The organism is Corynebacterium sp. CTNIH16, assembly GCF_032821655.1.
Lineage (GTDB): Bacteria > Actinomycetota > Actinomycetes > Mycobacteriales > Mycobacteriaceae > Corynebacterium > Corynebacterium marquesiae.
The window spans coordinates 86,111-104,572 of record NZ_JAVBIG010000005.1; the positions used below are offsets into that span (position 1 = coordinate 86,111).

Consider the following 18,462-nt stretch of genomic DNA (forward strand, 5'->3'; position numbering starts at 1 on the left):
TGTCCCGCAATTTGTGATTTACCCGGGGGCGTCAGGTAGGCTATGCCTACAGCTTTTGCTGTGTTTCCCCATGGTGTAATCGGCAACACTACGGTTTTTGGTACCGTCATTCTAGGTTCGAGTCCTGGTGGGGAAGCTTTTTAGTTTTTCTTCCTACCGCGGCGAAAGCCTTTGAGCTCGGCTTTCTTCGCAATCGCCGCCACTTGGGCGGCGGTGTAGTTAACGGGAGCTACACCGGCGCGGGGCAGGACCCAGCCGCGCCAATAGGACAAAATCGCCATGCCACTGCCGACGATCGGCGCGACCACCATGCCGAGTGCAAACTGTCCGTAACCGGCAAAGGTAACCATGACGATGCCGGTGAGGATAGAGGGCACGGCATACAGGGGGCTGCCGCCAAAGATGGACGGGATTTCCCCGGAGGCAATATCGCGGACCATTCCGCCGCCCACTGCGGTGAGCACGCCAAGGAAGACACAGGGAATAAGTGGCATGCCGTGGGTGAGCGCCTTGACACAGCCGGTGGTGGACCACACGCCGAGGATGATGGCATCGCCGTGTTCGCGGAATAGCTCCCACGCCTTGCCCTTGAGATCGATAAGAAATGCAATGAGTGCACCGCAGCAAGCAAGGCCGAGGTACCACGGGTCTGAGATCGCTGCGGCTGCTCCATCCCCGATGAGCATGTCACGGATCATGCCGCCGGCTAGCCCTGAAAAGAGGGCGAGGAACACGAAGCCCACAATGTCGAATTCGCGGCGGCGGGCAAGGGTGCCGCCAATGATGCCGTTCAAAACTACGCCGAGAAGATCGAAAGCTTGGTAGAGCGAATTGATGAGGGGATCGACATCGTGCATGATTCTTAGACCTCCTGCCGCGCGGGTAGAATTTCGGCGTGACTGCGGCCGCGTTTTACTCTCCGGCGTGTCAGCATGGCTTTAATTTAACCAACTCGTTCCTCTGAAAGATCGCATTTCTCATGTCTAAATCCAATGCCCGGTATTTCATCTGGTCCAATGGCCTGCAAAACTTGGGCGATCAGATTGTTGCTGCCAAGACGGTGCTGCCCGCGCTTTTTAGTGCAGCCGGAGTGCCTGCGTTCTTTACCGGCCTGCTCACCCCTATCCGCGAATCCGGTTCGATGCTGCCGCAGGCGGCGCTGACCCCGTGGGTGACTACGCATAGGGCCCGCAAACGCCTATGGATTATCGGTTCGCTGGGACAAGCGGTATCCGCCGCGGTCATCGCGCTCGCGGCATTTTTTACCCGCGGGGCGGTATTGGGTGTGGTGGCGCTGGTGGCCTTGGCGGCGCTGTCCCTCTTCCGCGCGCTGTGCTCGATTGCGGGCAAGGACGTGCAGGCGCGCACCATTTCCAAGGGCGCGCGCGGCCAGGTGACCGGTAGCGCGGCAGCCCTCGGTGGCGGTGCTACTTTGCTGACCGGCATTATCCTCTACTTTTTGGGCGAGCTCAGCATTCCCATGATGGGCACGGTCCTCGCCATTGGTGCGGCCACGTGGATCATTGCCGCGTGGGTCTTTTCGGGCGTGGATGAGCCGGTGCCAGAGGAAGCCGAAGGGGGCATCGATAAGCAGTGGTGGCGCGATACCTGGCAGCTTTTTACTAGCGACGGCCAATTTCGCAACTTCGTCATCGTCCGCGCGCTCTTGCTCGTTTCGGCGCTATCTACCTCTTTTATTGTGCTGCTCAGCAGCAACCTTTCCGGGCTCTACGGCTTCGTGCTTGCTTCCGGCCTAGCCTCCCTGGTGGGCGGGCGTATCTCCGGGGTGTATTCGGATAAGTCTTCTAAGAACACCATGGCCGTGGGCGCGGCCGTGGCCTCCGTTGTGCTGGTGCTTTTGGTCGCCAGCTCGCGCTGGGCACCGGATGCGGTCAATGCCTGGGTCATGCCGATTGGCTTCTTCGCCGTGAACCTAGCGCACACGGCCATTCGCGTGGCGCGAAAAACCTACGTGGTGGATATGGCCGGCGGCGATAAGCGCACCCAGTATGTGGGTGCGGCCAATACGATGATGGGCATTATCCTTCTCATCGTCGGTGGCATTTCCTCCGTGGTGGCACTGGCCGGACCTGAGGCGGCGCTGCTCTTCCTTGCTCTCATTGGTTTCCTCGGGGTGTGGCGCGCCCGCGGCCTGAAAGAGGTTTCTCACACATAAATCGCACTTGGGCTATAGGATGTAGTCCGGATAAGAATCAGACTCGACCCCCAGGAGTTCAATAACCCGTGGTAGCAACAACCTCGTGTGCTGTCGTCGTCCTTGCGGCTGGCGCCGGCACCCGCATGAAGTCCACCAAGCAGAAGACCTTGCATGAGATTGGCGGTCGCACCTTGCTCGGCCACGCTCTGCATGCTGCGGCCGGGATCAACCCGGAGCGCATCGTGACGGTGGTGGGCCACCAGCGCGATCAGGTCGCCCCCGCCGTGGATGCCATCGCCCAAGAGCTGGACTGCGAGGTACTGCAGGCGGTGCAGGAGGAGCAGCTGGGCACCGGTCATGCGGTGGCCTGCGGCTTGGAGCCGATCCCGGACTTCGAGGGAACCGTCATTGTAACCAACGGCGACGTCCCGCTGCTTACCCCAGAAACCATCGAGGACCTGCGCGCCACCCACACCGAGCAGGGCAACGCCGTCACTGTGCTCTCGATGCGCCTCGATGACCCGACCGGTTACGGCCGCATCATTCGCGCTGAGGATGGCAGCGTGTCTGCCATCGTGGAGCAAAAGGATGCCACCGAAGAACAGCGCCAGGTCAATGAGGTCAATTCCGGCGTTTTCGCCTTTGATGGGCGCGTGCTTGCCGATGCCCTCCAGAAGCTCGACTCCAATAACGCCCAAGGCGAGCTGTATATCACCGATGTGCTTGAGATTGCCCGTACCGCTGGGCACGGCGTCGGCGCGCACGTAGCAGCAGATCCGGCCGAACTCGCGGGCGTCAATGACCGCGTACAGCTTGCCGCTGCCGGCCGTGAGCTCAACCGCCGCATGGTAGAAAAAGCGATGCGCGGAGGGGCCACCATCGTGGATCCGGAAACCACCTGGATTGGGGTCAACGTCACCGTGGGCTCCGATGTCATTATCCACCCAGGCACGCAGCTGTGGGGCGCTACCAGCATCGCCGATAACGCCGAGATCGGCCCCGACACCACCTTGACCAATATGCAGGTGGGCGAGGGCGCTTCTGTCGTGCGCACCCATGGCAGCGATTCCGTCATTGGTACCAACGCTAAGGTCGGCCCGTTTACCTATATCCGCCCGAAGACCGTGGTGGGCGAGGACGGAAAGCTCGGCGGCTTCGTAGAGGCAAAGAACGCCCAGATTGGCCGCGGCTCCAAGGTTCCGCACCTGACCTATATCGGCGATGCCACCGTGGGCGAGCAGTCCAATATCGGCGCCTCCTCCGTCTTTGTGAACTACGACGGCGTGAACAAGCACCACACCACCATCGGCAGTCACGTGCGCACCGGTTCTGACACAATGTTTATCGCTCCGGTCAATGTCGGTGATGGCGCATACTCCGGTGCGGGTACAGTTATTAAAGACGATGTTCCTGCGGGAGCACTCGCAGTCTCCGGTGGCAAACAGCGCAACATCGAGGGCTGGGTTCAAAAGAAGCGTCCGGGTACTCCCGCGGCTGATGCCGCAGCCCGTGCGCAGGACAACGAAAAGTAAGGGGCATATTCTCCCATGACTGGCAAGGTAACTGGTAGCAGCAAGAACATGAAGCTCTTCTCTGGGCGTGCACACCCAGAGTTGGCGGAGGCTGTGGCTAAGGAGCTCAAGACCGATCTGGTTCCTACCACCGCCCGCGACTTCGCTAACGGCGAAATCTTCATTCGCTTTGAAGAGTCCGTGCGTGGCGCTGACTGCTTCGTAATGCAGTCTCACACCCAGCCGCTCAACAAGTGGCTAATGGAGCAGCTCATCATGATCGATGCTCTCAAGCGCGGCTCCGCTAAGCGCATCACCGCCATCCTGCCCTTCTATCCATATGCACGCCAGGATAAGAAGCACCTAGGCCGCGAGCCAATTTCCGCCCGCCTGGTGGCAGACCTTCTGCAGGCTGCTGGTGCGGACCGCATCGTGTCCGTGGACCTGCACACCGATCAGATCCAGGGCTTCTTCGATGGCCCGGTCGATCACATGCACGCTCAGCCCATCTTGACCGATTACATCAAGTCCAAGTACGCCACCGATAACATCACCGTGGTCTCCCCGGATGCTGGCCGCGTGAAGGTCGCGGAAAAGTGGGCCCACGACTTGGGTGATGCCCCGCTGGCCTTCGTGCACAAGACCCGCTCCAACACTGAGGCCAATAAGACGGTGTCCAACCGCGTGGTGGGCGATGTAGAGGGCAAGGACTGCGTGCTTCTCGACGACATGATTGACACCGGTGGCACCATCGCCGGCGCCGTGCGCGTACTCAAGGATGCGGGCGCCAAGAAGGTTATCATCGCCTGCACCCACGGCGTCTTCTCTGACCCTGCCCGCGAGCGCCTCTCCGAGTGCGGCGCGGAAGAGGTTATCACCACCGATACGCTGCCGCAGTCCACCGAAGGCTGGTCCAACCTCACGGTGCTGTCCATCGCACCGCTTTTGGCACAGACCATCCACGAGATCTTTGAGAATGGTTCCGTGACCACCCTTTTCGACCGCGCCTAAACATGTTCTACTATCACTAGCCGCCGAGAATTTACTTCGGCGGCTTTTGATTTGTTACCGGCACACGTGCTAATCTAACTCAGTCTCGGCGAGGGCGACCTCAGGATGAGGAAGCCGTTATCGACGCGATTGAAGTTAGAGCATGTTGCTTTTATATACGCCTGCGATGACTCGTCCAAGACGTCCATCGGCAGGCTTTCGTCGTTTTTATCGCGTTGGCCGCGCCGCACTACTTTAACTAAGGAGAACGAAGCATGGCACAGCGCCCAGTAATTAAGGCTGAAGCACGTACCGAATTTGGCAAGGGTGTCGCACGCCGCCTGCGTCGCGAGTGGAAGGTTCCAGGCGTCATCTACGGTTCCCACCAGGAGCCGGTCCACTTCGCAGTTCCGCTGCTGGACATCCAGTCCCTCGTCCGTAACAACGGCGTCAACGCCGTTCTGGAGCTGGAGATTGACGGCGAGCAGTACCTGACCATGGTTAAGCACGTTGACCAGAACGTCCTGACCTTCGACATCGACCACGTTGACCTGCTGGCTATTAAGCGCGGCGAGAAGGTTGAGGTTGAGGTTCCGGTTACCCTGACCGGCGAGTCGGCCCCAGGCACCATGCACATCCAGGATGCTGACGTACTGCTGGTTGAGGCAGACGTACTGAACATTCCGGAGGAGATCGAGGTTTCCATCGAGGGCCTCGAGGACGGCGCAGTTATCACCGCTGGCGACGTCACCATGCCGGAAGACACCACCCTGGTGGCAGAGGAAGACACCGTTATCGTCTCCATCTCCCTGCCTGAGGTTGATGAGGAGCTCGAGGAGGCAGCTGAGGCTGCTGAGGAAGGCGGCGCTGACGCTGGCGCCGAGTCCGTCGACGAGGGCGCAGAGTCCTCCGACTCCAAGGAGTAATTTCCTCCCCTTCACACGCATAGGCCGCCGTGAGATTCGCTTCTCGCGGCGGCCTTGCCGTTTTTCTCTCTGCCTATGAGACAATTGAGCGCGTGACTCCACTTCTCGTAGTAGGCCTTGGCAACCCCGGCCCCAAGTACGCAGGCACCCGGCACAATATCGGCTTCGATGTGGCAGATGAACTCGCAGGAGAGCTCATGAGCAGCTTTTCGGTACACAAAAAGACCAACACCGAAGTCGCTGAGGGCATAGCTGGCGGCCGCAAAATTATCTGCGCAAAGCCACGGTCCTATATGAACCTCTCCGGCGGGCCGATCAAGGCTTTGGCCCAATACTTTCATCTCTCCGCCGCTGACATCATCGTTATCCACGATGAGCTAGAACTCGATTTCGGCACCATTAAGCTCCGCAAAGGCGGCGGCGACCATGGCCACAATGGGTTGCGTTCAACCACAAAGTCCCTGGGCACCAAAGACTACCAACGCCTTTCAATAGGAATCGGGCGCCCACCGGGGCGCATGGACCCTGCGTCGTTTGTGCTCAAGCCTTGGGCAAAGCAGGAAAAGGCAGAAATCCCCATCCTTTGCGCCGACGCGGTCGAGGAAATCTTGCGCGTAGGATAGTCGCCATGAAATTGGCTACCCTACGTACTGGCTTTGGAACTTCCGCTATCCGTATCGACGGCGATAACGTGGGTGTTGAATTGGATTATGAAGATGTCGGCCAGCTGTTGCGCAGCGAAGATTGGCGCAAGGCCGCCCAGCTTTCCGGCGAGCCCGTGGTCTTCGACCACGCCGACCTGGAGGCTGTCATACCAACTCCCGGCAAAGTCATCTGCGTGGGGCTCAATTACGCCAAGCATATCCGCGAGATGGGACGCGAATTCCCCGAACATCCCACCTTGTTCATCAAGTTCGCCGATGCCCTCACCGGCCCCTATGATGATGTCTTCATTCCCGAATATGGCACACGGAAGCTGGATTATGAGGGAGAATTGGCGGTCATCATCGGCGAGCGCGCCCACCGTGTCACCCGCGACGAGGCACTGGATTATGTGGCCGGCTACGCCATCATGAATGACTACACGCTGCGTGACTTCCAGCGCCAAACTAGCCAGTTCCATGCCGGCAAATCCTTTTATCGCACAGCCGGCTTCGGCCCTTGGCTTACCACCGCGGATGAGTGGTCACCGGGGTCCGGAACTGTCCTCACCACTACCGTAGGCGGTGAGGAAAGGCAGCGCGATAATACCGATGACCTCATCTTTTCCGTAGCTGAGCTCATAGAGTTCTGCTCGCAGCTCTATCCACTCAATCCAGGCGACGTCATCGCTACCGGCACGCCGGAGGGCGTGGGTTTTGCCCGCATCCCGCAGCAATTTATCGAGGACGGCCAGAACGTCACCATCTCCATCGAAGGCTTGGGGCATATTTCTAATACCACCCGCTATGGAGAGCCCGGCTGCGGCCCCGGCTGTACTTGTTCCTAAGCTGTGCCCAGGTTCTCACTCCAAAGTGGGCGGTAGCGTTTTCATCCCAGCCGCTTGTGCCGGTTAAGCTGGATTAATGAGCACAAAAAGCAGTAAAGCCCCTAAGAAACTCAACAAGAAGGCCTACGAAAAGGAGCTCGAACGCCTCCAAGCGGAGCTCGTGGACATGCAGCAGTGGGTCGTTGAAACCGGCGCCCGCGTAGTCATCATCATGGAGGGCCGCGACGCCGCCGGCAAGGGCTCCGCGATTAAGCGCATCACCCAGTACCTCAACCCGCGCACCTGCCGCGTCGAGGCACTGCCTGCACCGAACTCGCGCGAGCAGGGCCAGTGGTACTTCCAGCGCTACGTGGAAAAGCTGCCTACTAAGGGCGAAATCGTCATCTTTGACCGTTCCTGGTACAACCGCGCCGGTGTCGAGCGCGTCATGGGCTTTTGCACCGATCAGGAATACGTCCGCTTCCTGCACCAAGCACCCACCTTTGAGCAGATGCTGGTAGAAGACGGCATCATGCTGCGCAAGTACTGGTTCTCTGTATCTGATGAGGAGCAGATTAAGCGCTTTGAATCCCGCCGCAACGATCCGCTGCGCCGTTGGAAGCTCTCCCCTATGGATCTGCAGTCCATTACCCGCTGGGAGGACTACTCCCGTGCCAAGGATGCGATGTTCATCCACACCGATACCCCAACCGCGCCGTGGTACACCGTGGAATCAGAAGACAAGAAGCGCTCCCGTATTAACGTCATTTCGCACCTTCTGAGCACCATTCCGTACGAGAAACTCGAGCGCGAGATGCCGGAGATTCCCCAGCGCCCGGATTCCGATGGCGAAACCTATGAACGCCCTGCCCGCGAAGAGTTCCGCTACGTGCCGGACGTCGCTGCCAAGCTAGAGCGCAAGTCCGAACAGAAAACAGCGAAGAAGACGTCCAAGAAGGGCAAGAAGAAGGATAAGAAGAAGTAGCAGCACCGGCTGTATTACTATCTTCATTCATGAGCACTGACACCGTCGCGCAAGCGCGTTTAGGAGATAAAATCCTCACCGCGGTGGCGGTGCTCATTGCGCTATTTTATGTCATTTCTGCCGCGAAGAATCCCAGCATAATTGAGATTATTCAGGCAGTTCTATCGTTGCTTTTCCTGCCATTTATGTGGATCTGGCGGAGCCGTCCCGTGCTCAGCGCCACGGGCTTTATTGTGTTGCTCGCGGCATGGGCCGTGGCTTGGATGAGCCAGCTGCCCGCCAATCTAGGGCTTACCCCCTGGGCCCTGACTGCACCCATGGCGGTGTATGCCACCTCCCGCTATGTCACGCGCCGCGCCATTCCCCGCACGATGCTGGCTCTAACGATTCTTGGCTCCTTCATTTCGCCATTCATGTGGCGCATTGATCCGGAGTCTTTCGTTTTGCATTACCAACTGGACCGCCGCTACTTGGCCATGTTGGTCGTACACTGGGCTGTTTTGGGCACCACCTACTTCGCCGCCGCACGCTACTTCGATTTGGCACGCCAGCGCGAGCGCCTAGCCCAAAAGCGTTTCCACCAAGCCCAAGAGGAAGAGCGATTGCTCATCGCACGAGAGTTACATGATGTATTGGCCCATTCCCTAACTTTGATAAAGGTTCAGGCCAATGCTGGAATCATTGCCGGGCGATCAGATGCTAAAGCTGCCGAGGAAGCGCTGGCCAGCATTCGCGATGGTGCAGATTCTGCGTTGGAAGAGGTTCGCGGCATCGTCACGGCGCTGCGCAGCACTGGTCCCACCACACTGAAGCCAACCACGCAGCTAGAGCACATCGAGGGAATCATCGATGGCTTCCGCGCGGCGGGCTTGGACATTTCTGCCCGCCTGCCGCAAAATTGCGAGGTTCCAGCGCTCACGCAGTTGGCACTGGTCCGCATCATTTCTGAAGGCCTAACCAATGCGTTGCGGCATCAAGGAGCCGGTACACGGGTGGAAGTAGAGCTAGCGCTAGCCGACGTCGCCCAGATCGCCCTTAAATCTACCAACCCCTCCCCAACTGCCAGCCAAGTGCCCGGCAGCGGTGTGGGTCTTGTTGGCATTGCAGAACGCGCGCACGCTTTGGGTGGAAATCTGGAAACCCAGGGCGATGCCAAAAAGTTCATCGTGCGCGCCGAGCTACCATTGCAGAAGGAAAGCCGTGTCTAAGATTCGTGTCCTGCTCGCCGATGACCAAGCGATGCTTGTCGCCGCTTTGTCCACCATTCTCAACGCACAGGATGATATTGAGGTCGTTGCCGCCGCGAACACCGGCGCAGAAGCCGTCACCGCGGCGATGAGCCACCGCATTGATGTAGCCATCCTGGATATCCGAATGCCGGGAATGGACGGTATCGCCGCGGCCCAAGCAATCCTTTCTCGCTTCCCTGACTGCCGCGTCATCATGCTCACCACATTTAATGAAGACGATTTGGTGGCCCAATCTATCGCCGCTGGCGCACATGGATTTCTGCTCAAAGATGCCGATCCGGAGGTGCTGGCGCGGGCTGTCCGGGACGTCGCCAAGGGCGCATCGGTACTGGCTGCTCAGGTAACTGGACCGGTCCTGGAGACCTACCGCACCGCCCTTACCCGTGGACAATTGAGCGCGCAGGAACGCCAAGGGCTTAGTCTGGTTACCCAGCGCGAGATGGAGGTACTTTCGCTCATCGCCCGAGGGGCCACGAATTCTGAAATCGCCGCCGAGATGGTCATCGCTGACACGACGGTAAAGACACATGTCTCGGCGCTACTTTCCAAGCTTGCCGCGCGCGACCGAGTGGCGCTGGTTTTGCTGGCTCAGCGTGCTGGAATTGCCTAGTCTCCTACTACGGTAGGAGATGTTCGCTGCAAAGTCCGTCTTGTGGGCGGAAGATATTCGCGTCCCAGCGCGCGAGACTACGCAGTATGAATTATGAAGTCTCCTTTGAGCACGTCTCCAAGTCTTTTGGGCCTCACATGGTTTTGCGCGACGTAGGTTTTCGCATCGCGCCTGGTCGCGTCCACGCCTTATTGGGACGCAATGGCGCCGGAAAATCTACGCTCTTTTCGATCTTTTTAGGCCTGCTCTCCGCCGATTCCGGGATGGTTAAAGTAGATGGCGTTCCCTGGTCTCGTGAAGTCCTCGACCACGTTGGTGCCTCCGTCAACGGCCCTGCCTTTTACGGGCATCTCACTGCTGCAGCCAATCTTCGCGTACATACTAGATTGCTCGGGCTGCCGGAGGCTGAGGTCGACCGCGTGCTCGCCATCGCCGGTCTCAGCGAAGTTGGTTCCAAAAAGGCAAAGTCTTTTTCTACCGGTATGAAGGCACGCCTCGCCTTGGCCCAGGCTCTCCTAGGCGATCCAGAAATCCTGGTGCTGGATGAACCACAAAATGGCCTTGATCCGCAAGGCATTGTAGAACTGCGGAACCTCTTGCAAAAGCTTGCTTCTGTCGGCCACACCGTAATCGTGAGCTCACATCAGCTCGGCGAGGTTGTCCATCTAGCGCAAGACATCACCATCCTTGCTGAGGGTTCCATTCGCTATTCCGGCGCACTGGAGAACTTGGCTCCCAGTGGTCAACTTGAAGCAGAATTTTTCCGCCTGACGTCTCCGGATGGTGAGCGCCATGTTTAAGCGCTACCTTTCCGCCGAGCTCCTGCGCAGCCGCGGTAGCGCGCTGCAATGGCTCCCGCTCCTAGCCATACCGCTCGTGGTGATGACCGTACTATTTTCCTCCTTTGCGTCCTCCGCGAAGGACGCTACTGGCGTCTTAGGATGGCAGTCCATGTTCATCACGGGCATGTATGCACCTCTCATTGCGCTTTTTGCCACTGTTCCCGAACACCGAGAGGCCCGTACCCGGAGCGGCGGAACGCTGTGGCGGCGAGTCAATCCTCACTATGAACAGGCATCCCGCTTTCTTGTCATTCTCACCAGCCTAGCGGCCTTCCATCTCCTGAATTTTGGAGTTTCCTGGGCAGTGGTCGCACTTCAAGGACGAGCGAACCATCAATTGTTACTAGTAGCTGGAGTCTATTCCTTCCTGGGTGCCATCGGCATCGCCGGTCTCGCTGCAGCGAGTGCACGTCGTTGTGGTCTCGCCGCCGCGCTCGGTGCGGGTATTGTCTGGCAGGTAGTTAGTGTTTTACCGAGCATTGTCGAAGGCAATGCGTGGTGGGCTTTCCCTCCAGCATGGCCGTTGCGGCTATTACTTCCTGCACTGCGCATTCATCAGAATTCCGTTCCTCTCGATCCGGGAGATCCGCTGCTGCAAGAAAGTCCTGTGCCTGCTGCGGTGCTATGTCTCCTATTGGCAGTAGTCGGCGCCTGCGCAGCAATCCTTACTCCTCGCCGTACACGACTTCTTTCTCTGCTCCGCCGCGCGGAGACACCTGCTACTACTGCCGCACCAACTACCGCTGCTGGAACTTGGACCCCCGCAGTTATACCTCGTGCCGCCGCTCGTTCCCGGCTTTTGGGCGCGGTGCGCGGACTTCACCGTGCCGCTTTGAGCCCCGCACTCATCGCCTGCCTAACTTTAACCGCACTGGCTCTGGTTTTCCTCTCCGCTATCTACCCGCCCAGCTATGTAGAAGGATTCTTCCTCTTTCTATTGCTACCGGTAGGTGCGGGAACCCTTCCCGTGATGGTGTGGCCCCTTCTCGCGCCCTCGTGGCCTCTCAGTTATATTGAGTCGCGCTATAGTCCAATCGCACTTCTTTTGTGGCTATTTGGCACTGTTGTGATCGTGTGTTCTGCCGCATCGTTCGCGATGGTCTGCTCTGGGAGTTCTGCCACGGCCGCAGCAGTACAGCTGCCTCTGGCTGTGGGGGTGGGCTTTGCCATCACGGTAGTTTCCCTAGTTATCGTGCTGCTTCTCGGTATTTTGAGCGCGCTCGCCTTCACTATCGTAGGCACGATAGTCTCCGTAACCCTCGGCGGTGATGTACTAGCCAAGACCTTCTTGTGGCTCCTTGCCTTTCCAACGTGGCCGATGAATGCCGATTCTCCTAGACGCTACACCGTCGCGGCGCTCCTGACATTATTGATTGCTGTCGCTGGTTCATGGGCATCCGCACGGTTACTACGGACTACTGCTCTGCGCCCCACAAGGTAGATACGCTACAAAGCAGCCACAATATCGGGCGCTTCGATCCGTTTTGGGTTAACAACGCGGCTGCAATATCGGCCCAGCGCCGGGGCATAAGGATAAAACGACTAAAGCCCGCGGTTAAGCCGCGGGCTTGGGCTAGGTGTGTTTAAAGCTCAGCAGGAGATACGCGCTTCGGCAGGACAACCGGGCGGGTGTGCGCCAGCTCTTCTACGATGCGTACTACCTGATTGGAGTAGCCATACTCGTTGTCGTACCACACGTACAGCACCAGGTGCTTGCCGGAGGCGATGGTAGCAACGCCGTCGACGATGCCGGCGTGAGTATTGCCGATGAAGTCAGAGGAAACAACCTCTGGGGAGGCAATGTAGGAAATCTGCTGGCGCAGGTCGGAGTGCAAAGAAACATTGCGCAAGAAGTCGTTGACCTCATCGCGCTCTACTTCCTTGGACAGCTCGAGGTTGAGCACGGCCATGGACACGTCCGGGGTAGGAACACGGATGGCATTGCCGGTGAGCTTGCCCTCAAATTCCGGCAGAGCCTTAGCCACAGCCTTGGCTGCGCCGGTAGCGGTAAGCACCATGTTCAGGCCTGCGGCGCGGCCGCGGCGATCGCCCTTGTGGTAGTTATCGATGAGGTTCTGGTCATTGGTGAATGAGTGCGCGGTCTCCACGTGGCCGTGGGTTACACCGTAGCGGTCATTGATGACCTTGAGAACCGGGGTAATGCCGTTGGTGGTGCAGGATGCAGCGGAGAGAATCTGATCCTCATCGGCGATGTTGTCGTTATTGATGCCGTAGACGATGTTCTTGATATCGCCCTTGCCCGGCGCGGTCAGCAGCACGCGGGAGATGCCCTTGGCCTTAAGGTGCTGAGACAGGCCCTCGCGGTCGCGCCATGCGCCGGTGTTATCCACCAAGATGGCGTTGTTGATGCCATAAGAGGTGTAGTCAATCTCGGACGGATCGTTTGCGTAAATCATCTGGATCTTGGTGCCATTGGCCCAAATGACCTCGTTTTCCTCATCCACGGAGATGGTGCCGTTGAAAGCACCGTGGACGGAATCGCGGCGCAGCAAGGAAGCGCGCTTGAGGATGTCACCGTCGCCCTTCTTGCGCAGGACAATGCCGCGCAGGCGAACGCCACCATATGCTGCCTCGCGGGCGACGAGCAGGCGGGCCAACAGGCGGCCGATGCGGCCGAAGCCGTAGAGGACGACGTCGGTGGTCTCTAGGTCAACGCCAGCACCGACGATCTCGCACAGCTCGCCTTCCAGGTACATGCGGAGGTTTTCCTCGTTGGACTCCTCCCACCCGAGGACCAAGCGGCCGAGGTCGACGCTTGCGGCGCCCAGGTTCATGTCTGCCAATTCCACCAGGATAGGCAGGGTCTCCGCCGTGGACAGGTGGCGCTGCGCGATGCGGCGGCCATAGCGGTGAGACTTGATGATGTCGATATCGGTCTGGCCCACCAGTGGGCGGCCGAAGATGGTGGTGACAACGTTATTGTTGCGGTGCAGCTGGTGAATGAGCGGAATCATCTGCTGCGCCAGCTCGAGGCGCTCGTTCCAATCATCATGGCCAACATGTGCGTTCGCAGTCACGTAATTCATTCCTTTTCTGTCACGGGGGTGGCATTAAATCTTCAAACATAAATATTAGCGCCTACTACTGTGGGTTTTGGCATAGTTCGTTCAGGATGTTGGCCACAGTACCCCCGTTTATTTTCTCCACTTCGGTTCCTACGAGGCAGTAGGCTACGGCATCATCGTGCTGCGCACGGCGTTCCTTAAGTACAGAGTTCAAGAGCGGATAAACCGGTGGAAGGTTGGGATGACTGCGGGTGTACTGAGTTTCTAGCCCACGGGCAAAGCGGCCCGAGAAAGCACGGGTAGACACGGTCTGCCCGCCACGGCGCAGTAGCTGCCGGTTGTAGTCACTCGTTCCTGCCTCTTCGGTGAGCAAGAATGCGGAACCGCAGGAACATGCGGCGACGCCGTTCCAGGACATAGCGGTGGCTATATCGTCTGCGGTGCGCAGGCCGCCAGCGGCGATTAGAGGAAGTTCAGGGGCTGCGGTATGCACGTCGGACACCAATTCCTCCAAGTCCCGAGAATCGGGAGTCGCGGCTAAGTCCCAGGTTCCGCGATGGCCGCCGGCGGCTGGGCCTTGGACGCAGAGCACGTCGACGCCCCGACGTGCGGCCGCGGTTGCCTCAGCAGAAGTGGTGACGGTGGTCCAGGCCTCTGCGCCCGCGGCGTGGATTCGCTCTATCTGTTCAGGTGTGAAGGTGCCAAACATAGACCACACCACGCGGGCACCGCCGCGCAACGCTAGGTCCAGCTTCTCTGCAAAGCGAAAGGAGTAATCGGGATCATGCAGTGACTGGTTTTCTGCTTGCGCCAGCTCGCGTGCGGCGGCACGTTGCACCCCGGAAAGCGGCTGTTGTGGGCAAAAGAGGTTTACCCCAAACGGAATGCCGGTGCACTGGTCAATCTGTATGCGGGCAGTGTCTATGCTGGCAGAGCCCACGCCTAAGGTGCCAAAAGAACCGGCGGCATGAGCGGCACGCACTAGTTCCGGGGTCGTGGGACCGCCGGCCATGGGCGCGGGGATTACGCTACGGGAAAGGGAGCTTATAACCTGACTCATAGCACCCCACCTTACTGAGAGAGGAAGCTAGTGCAGTGGCACCTTTAGGAGATTTTTTAGCGCGGTTCTTCGGCTCGAAGAATAAACCCACACCAGGCCTCAATCCGGACGAGCTAGAGGCAGAGTGGCTTATTGTGGGCTTGGGCAATCCCGGCGCGAAGTATGCCGCTACCCGCCACAATGTGGGCTATATGGCCGTCGATGATCTGTTAGCCGCAGGCGGTGACGTGCTTGAGCCGGTTCGTGGGATGGATGTGCAGGTCGCGCCACTTAGCTGGGCGGGACAGAAAGTACTTGCCGTGCGTTCGGGCACGTTTATGAATCTTTCTGGCGATCCAGTAGCGCCGCTGGCACAGAAGCTAGGCATCGCCCCAGATCACGTCATTGTTCTCCACGATGAGCTGGACCTTCCGGCCAATACGATCCGGATCAAGCAGGGCGGAAATGAAAACGGGCACAACGGCCTCAAGTCGCTCACCGAGCGCTTGGGCACCCGCGACTATCTGCGCGTGCGCATTGGCATTGCCCGGCCGCCCAAGGGTTCGTCCATTCCGGATTACGTACTGGGCCCCGTGGATGCGGGCGCTGGCTTTGATGACGCCATCGCCACCGCGGCCGAGGCCGCCCGCCTCATCGTGACGGACGGGCTAGGCAAGGCCCAGAACCAGATCCACTCGCGTTAGCACTGGGAGAATTTTTCCAGGGCCTTGGGGCTGCCGGCGGCGACGATGAAATCGGTGGGGGTGAGCTCGGTGGCGTCGGCAAGCGGGGCCCACTCCCCTTCCGCGCGGCGCACGGAAACCAATTGCACGCGGTGCGTGCGCCAGATGGCAGAAAGGTCGAGCGGCCGGCCCACCAATGAGCTAGGAACGGCCATCTGGGTCACGCCATAATCGGTGGCAATCTCCGCAAAATCACGGAAACGCCCGCCCAAAAGGTAAGCCACGCGGCGGCCGGTATCACGCTCTGGCCGGATGACATGGTGGGTACCAATCTGGCTGAGAATACGCGCGTGTGCCTCCGAATCAGCCTTGGCCCAAATGTCTTTGACCCCCAACTCCACCAGATTGGACGCGGTGAGGATGGAATCTTCCAAGTGGGAGCCGATGGCGACGATGACGCGCTCGACCTCCTCCACGCCCAGCTGGCGCAAGGCCTCTGGGTCGGTGGTATCGGCCGCAATGGTCTCGGTGAGGTAGGGCGCTTCTTCGCGCACGCGCTTTTCGCTGGAGTCGATGCCGAGGACCTCAACCCCATTGGCCATCAGCTCATGAGCAAGCGAGGAGCCAAATCGGCCTAATCCAATAACGACGACGGGTGGAATATCGATGCCGGCGCGGGTGCGTCCCAGCGCCTTGAGAATATTAGCCAAGGAACGGCCTTTCTTCGGGGAAGCTATAGCGCCGGCTGACGGATTTCGCCGCCAGCGCTGCTATCAAGGTGGTTGGGCCAACGCGGCCCAGGTACATGATGAGGCACAGCACTATCTGCGAGGGCGCAGACAGGCTTGCGGTAATTCCGGTGGACAAGCCCACCGTAGCGAAAGCAGAAAGAACTTCGAAGGAGACTTGATCACCGCTAAACTCCGGATCAAAAAAGCGCAGCGCCGCCACGCCCAGTGTGACCACCATGACTCCGGCAAAGCTCAGGGCTAGGGCCTGGCGGGTCACCGAACGCGGAAGGCTGCGGTGGCCAATGGTGGTGGTTTCCCGGCCCGAAAACTCCGCGGCCATGGCAGCCAAGAGCACGCAGGCGGTGGTGACTTTAATACCGCCGGCCGTACCGGCCGAGCCACCACCGATGAACATCAAAATGTCGGTGCCCATCAGCGTAATGGGGTGTGCCTGCCCATAATCAATGGCGTTAAAGCCCGCCGTGCGCGGAGAAGCACTGGCAAAGAAAGAGTTGAGCAACTTATCCCCCAGCGACATCGAGGACAAAAGCCCAGTCCACTCCATGCACGCGAAGAAGACGCCACCGGCGAGCAAAAGCACGGTCGTGGCCGCTAGGGTCATGCGGGCGGTAATGGAAATGCGGTGGACCACATGGCGATCGCGGCGTACCAAGCGCACCAGCTCCGCCCACACCGGAAAACCTAAACCGCCACCGATTAAGGCGGCGGCCAACGGCAGCAAAATCCAGGCATCAGAAACAAAGGGCACCAGGTTATCGCTATTGGTACTGAAGCCGGCATTGTTAAATGCAGATACCGCATGGAAGATGCCTTCCCACACCGCGCGCGGAAAGGAGTGCCCATAGCCAATCATCAAGCGCGCAGCCACAATGACGGCGATGATGCTCTCAGCTACCGCGGTAAATGCAAAGGTAAAAATCAGCGTCTTGCGGATTCCACCGGGGGCAATGGGGCGCCCCTCATAGGCACCGGTTTTGCGCGCCTTGAAGCTAATCCGGCCAGTAAATAGCAGGCCGGATAGCGAAGCGAGCGACATGATGCCCAGGCCGCCTAGTTGGATCAGCGCCAAGATGATGACCTGGCCGGCTGGGCTCCAAAAGCTGCCGGTATCCACCACGATGAGGCCGGTAAGCGAGACCGCAGACGTAGCGGTAAACAGGGCGGACAGGAAGGAAGCGCGGGCGGTGCCGGCCTCTGCGAACGGCAGCATAAGCAAAACCGTTCCCACCAGAATCAGCACGAGGAAGCCAGCCGCGGTCAATCGCGCCGGGCCCCACTGCCGTATGGAAAGCAGGTGTTTCACCAGCGGAAGTATAGACCTGCTTTCGGCCCAGGGAAACTGCTGGCCGGCATTACCCCTCAGTGGGCGGTTAGGATTGGTGCTATGACTTCGCCAAATAGCACTGCCAAGACCATTGTGATTACCGGCGCATCCGGCGGATTGGGCGCCGCGGCTGCTCGTCAGTTGTACCGCACCCGGCCACAAGACAACCTGGTTATCATCGGCCGCAATCCGGAAAAGACCCGCGCGGTGGCCGAGGAAGTCGAAGGCCAGTACTTCCTAGCGGACTTCGAATCCCTGGGCCAGGTACGCCGCTTGGCACAGGATTTGGAAGGCCTAGAGCATATCCACGCCCTGGGTAATAATGCCGGCGGCATTTTTGACGGCCCGTCCACCACCGCCGATGGATTTGAGCGCACCTGGCAAGTCAACGTGGTGGCGCCTTTCCTGTTGACCTCGCTGCTTCGGGACAAGCTGCGCGCGGATAACGCGAACGTGGTCCAAACGGCTTCCCTAGCCAATTTCCTCATGTCTCAATTCGACCTCAGCGACCCTAATACGCTGGAGCACTTCAACCCTGAGCGCGCCTACGGCAACGCCAAGCTGGGCGATATCCTGCTCACCCGTTATTTTGATGCCCACGGGCTTTCTGCGGTGTCCTTCCACCCTGGCGTGCTTGCCACTGACTTTTCCAAGTCTTCTACTGGCCTAATGTCCAAGATGTATTCCGGGCTGATTGGCAAGACCTTTGGCAAGCCCGCCGACGGCGGCGATAACCTCGCCTATTTTTTGACCGGCACCGAGGGAATCCACTTTGAATCCGGCGAATACTACAACGACAAGCGCAAACTTGGCCTGCAGCGCCCTATTGCGAAGAAGCTGTCGGTGGCTCGCCGTGTCTTTGATGATTTGGGGCGCCGCCTCAATGTGGAGTGGTAGC

At 59.1% G+C, this 18,462-nt stretch carries 18 protein-coding genes; 13 read left to right on the top strand and 5 right to left on the bottom strand.

Going from position 1 to position 18,462, the window contains the following annotated elements; all coding sequences use genetic code 11:
- Window positions 1-140: 140 nt before the first annotated feature.
- On the bottom strand, window positions 141-857 hold the full coding sequence (locus RAE04_RS06290; protein WP_049379119.1) for a trimeric intracellular cation channel family protein: 717 nt from the start codon (window positions 855-857) through the stop codon (window positions 141-143).
- A 122-nt stretch (window positions 858-979) separates the two neighbouring features.
- Here RAE04_RS06290 and RAE04_RS06295 point away from each other — a divergent pair, with 122 nt between their 5' ends.
- From RAE04_RS06295 to RAE04_RS06345, 11 genes are all read left to right on the top strand, one after another.
- Complete coding sequence (locus RAE04_RS06295; protein WP_317026784.1) at window positions 980-2,176, top strand: MFS transporter; 1,197 nt, start codon at window positions 980-982, stop codon at window positions 2,174-2,176.
- Window positions 2,177-2,244: 68 nt separating this feature from the next.
- Complete coding sequence (gene glmU / locus RAE04_RS06300; RefSeq protein ID WP_317026785.1) at window positions 2,245-3,690, top strand: bifunctional UDP-N-acetylglucosamine diphosphorylase/glucosamine-1-phosphate N-acetyltransferase GlmU; 1,446 nt, start codon at window positions 2,245-2,247, stop codon at window positions 3,688-3,690.
- 15 nt (window positions 3,691-3,705) lie between these two features.
- Window positions 3,706-4,680 carry a ribose-phosphate diphosphokinase gene (locus tag RAE04_RS06305; RefSeq protein WP_049379117.1) on the top strand — a complete coding sequence of 325 codons (975 nt, stop codon included), beginning with the start codon at window positions 3,706-3,708 and terminating at the stop codon, window positions 4,678-4,680.
- Between the two features lie 254 nt (window positions 4,681-4,934).
- Entirely contained in the window at window positions 4,935-5,585 is a 651-nt protein-coding gene (locus RAE04_RS06310; protein WP_049379116.1) for a 50S ribosomal protein L25/general stress protein Ctc, read from the top strand.
- Between the two features lie 92 nt (window positions 5,586-5,677).
- Window positions 5,678-6,208, top strand: coding sequence for an aminoacyl-tRNA hydrolase (gene pth, locus RAE04_RS06315; RefSeq protein WP_193393097.1), 531 nt, complete (start codon window positions 5,678-5,680; stop codon window positions 6,206-6,208).
- Window positions 6,209-6,213: 5 nt separating this feature from the next.
- On the top strand, window positions 6,214-7,074 hold the full coding sequence (locus RAE04_RS06320) for a fumarylacetoacetate hydrolase family protein (RefSeq protein ID WP_317026786.1): 861 nt from the start codon (window positions 6,214-6,216) through the stop codon (window positions 7,072-7,074).
- A gap of 76 nt (window positions 7,075-7,150) precedes the next feature.
- Entirely contained in the window at window positions 7,151-8,038 is an 888-nt protein-coding gene (ppk2, locus tag RAE04_RS06325; RefSeq protein WP_049379112.1) for a polyphosphate kinase 2, read from the top strand.
- 29 nt (window positions 8,039-8,067) lie between these two features.
- Window positions 8,068-9,246 carry a sensor histidine kinase gene (locus tag RAE04_RS06330; RefSeq protein ID WP_317026787.1) on the top strand — a complete coding sequence of 393 codons (1,179 nt, stop codon included), beginning with the start codon at window positions 8,068-8,070 and terminating at the stop codon, window positions 9,244-9,246.
- Entirely contained in the window at window positions 9,239-9,898 is a 660-nt protein-coding gene (locus RAE04_RS06335) for a response regulator transcription factor (RefSeq protein WP_317026788.1), read from the top strand. Before RAE04_RS06330 ends, RAE04_RS06335 begins: the two co-directional genes overlap by 8 nt.
- An 86-nt stretch (window positions 9,899-9,984) precedes the next feature.
- Window positions 9,985-10,698, top strand: coding sequence for an ATP-binding cassette domain-containing protein (locus RAE04_RS06340; RefSeq protein ID WP_317026789.1), 714 nt, complete (start codon window positions 9,985-9,987; stop codon window positions 10,696-10,698).
- The gene (locus RAE04_RS06345; RefSeq protein WP_284786535.1) at window positions 10,691-12,181 is read left to right on the top strand and encodes a hypothetical protein; all 1,491 of its coding nucleotides are present in this window, start codon (window positions 10,691-10,693) and stop codon (window positions 12,179-12,181) included. The genes RAE04_RS06340 and RAE04_RS06345 overlap by 8 nt, the downstream gene beginning before the upstream one ends.
- A gap of 142 nt (window positions 12,182-12,323) precedes the next feature.
- Here the strand turns inward: RAE04_RS06345 and RAE04_RS06350 are convergent, their stop codons facing one another.
- Both RAE04_RS06350 and RAE04_RS06355 read right to left on the bottom strand, forming a co-directional pair.
- Window positions 12,324-13,778, bottom strand: a complete 1,455-nt coding sequence (locus tag RAE04_RS06350) for a glyceraldehyde-3-phosphate dehydrogenase (RefSeq protein ID WP_408933131.1) — start codon at window positions 13,776-13,778, stop codon at window positions 12,324-12,326.
- A 64-nt stretch (window positions 13,779-13,842) separates the two neighbouring features.
- Window positions 13,843-14,826 (bottom strand): nitronate monooxygenase, encoded by a 984-nt coding sequence (locus RAE04_RS06355; protein ID WP_317026790.1) that lies wholly within the window; start codon window positions 14,824-14,826, stop codon window positions 13,843-13,845.
- A gap of 35 nt (window positions 14,827-14,861) precedes the next feature.
- On the opposite strand from RAE04_RS06355, the gene pth (RAE04_RS06360) reads away from it, so the two are divergent.
- Window positions 14,862-15,509 (top strand): aminoacyl-tRNA hydrolase, encoded by a 648-nt coding sequence (gene pth, locus RAE04_RS06360; RefSeq protein ID WP_317026791.1) that lies wholly within the window; start codon window positions 14,862-14,864, stop codon window positions 15,507-15,509.
- Here the strand turns inward: pth (RAE04_RS06360) and RAE04_RS06365 are convergent.
- The gene (locus tag RAE04_RS06365) at window positions 15,506-16,198 is read right to left on the bottom strand and encodes a potassium channel family protein (RefSeq protein WP_239277808.1); all 693 of its coding nucleotides are present in this window, start codon (window positions 16,196-16,198) and stop codon (window positions 15,506-15,508) included. The two genes, pth (RAE04_RS06360) and RAE04_RS06365, sit on opposite strands and share 4 nt — an antisense overlap.
- Window positions 16,191-17,543: a TrkH family potassium uptake protein gene (locus RAE04_RS06370; RefSeq protein WP_317026792.1), complete on the bottom strand. Its 1,353-nt coding sequence runs from the start codon at window positions 17,541-17,543 to the stop codon at window positions 16,191-16,193. Before RAE04_RS06370 ends, RAE04_RS06365 begins: the two co-directional genes overlap by 8 nt.
- A gap of 81 nt (window positions 17,544-17,624) precedes the next feature.
- Between RAE04_RS06370 and RAE04_RS06375 the strand changes: the two genes are divergently transcribed.
- On the top strand, window positions 17,625-18,461 hold the full coding sequence (locus RAE04_RS06375) for an SDR family NAD(P)-dependent oxidoreductase (protein WP_317026793.1): 837 nt from the start codon (window positions 17,625-17,627) through the stop codon (window positions 18,459-18,461).
- Window position 18,462 lies beyond the last annotated feature (1 nt).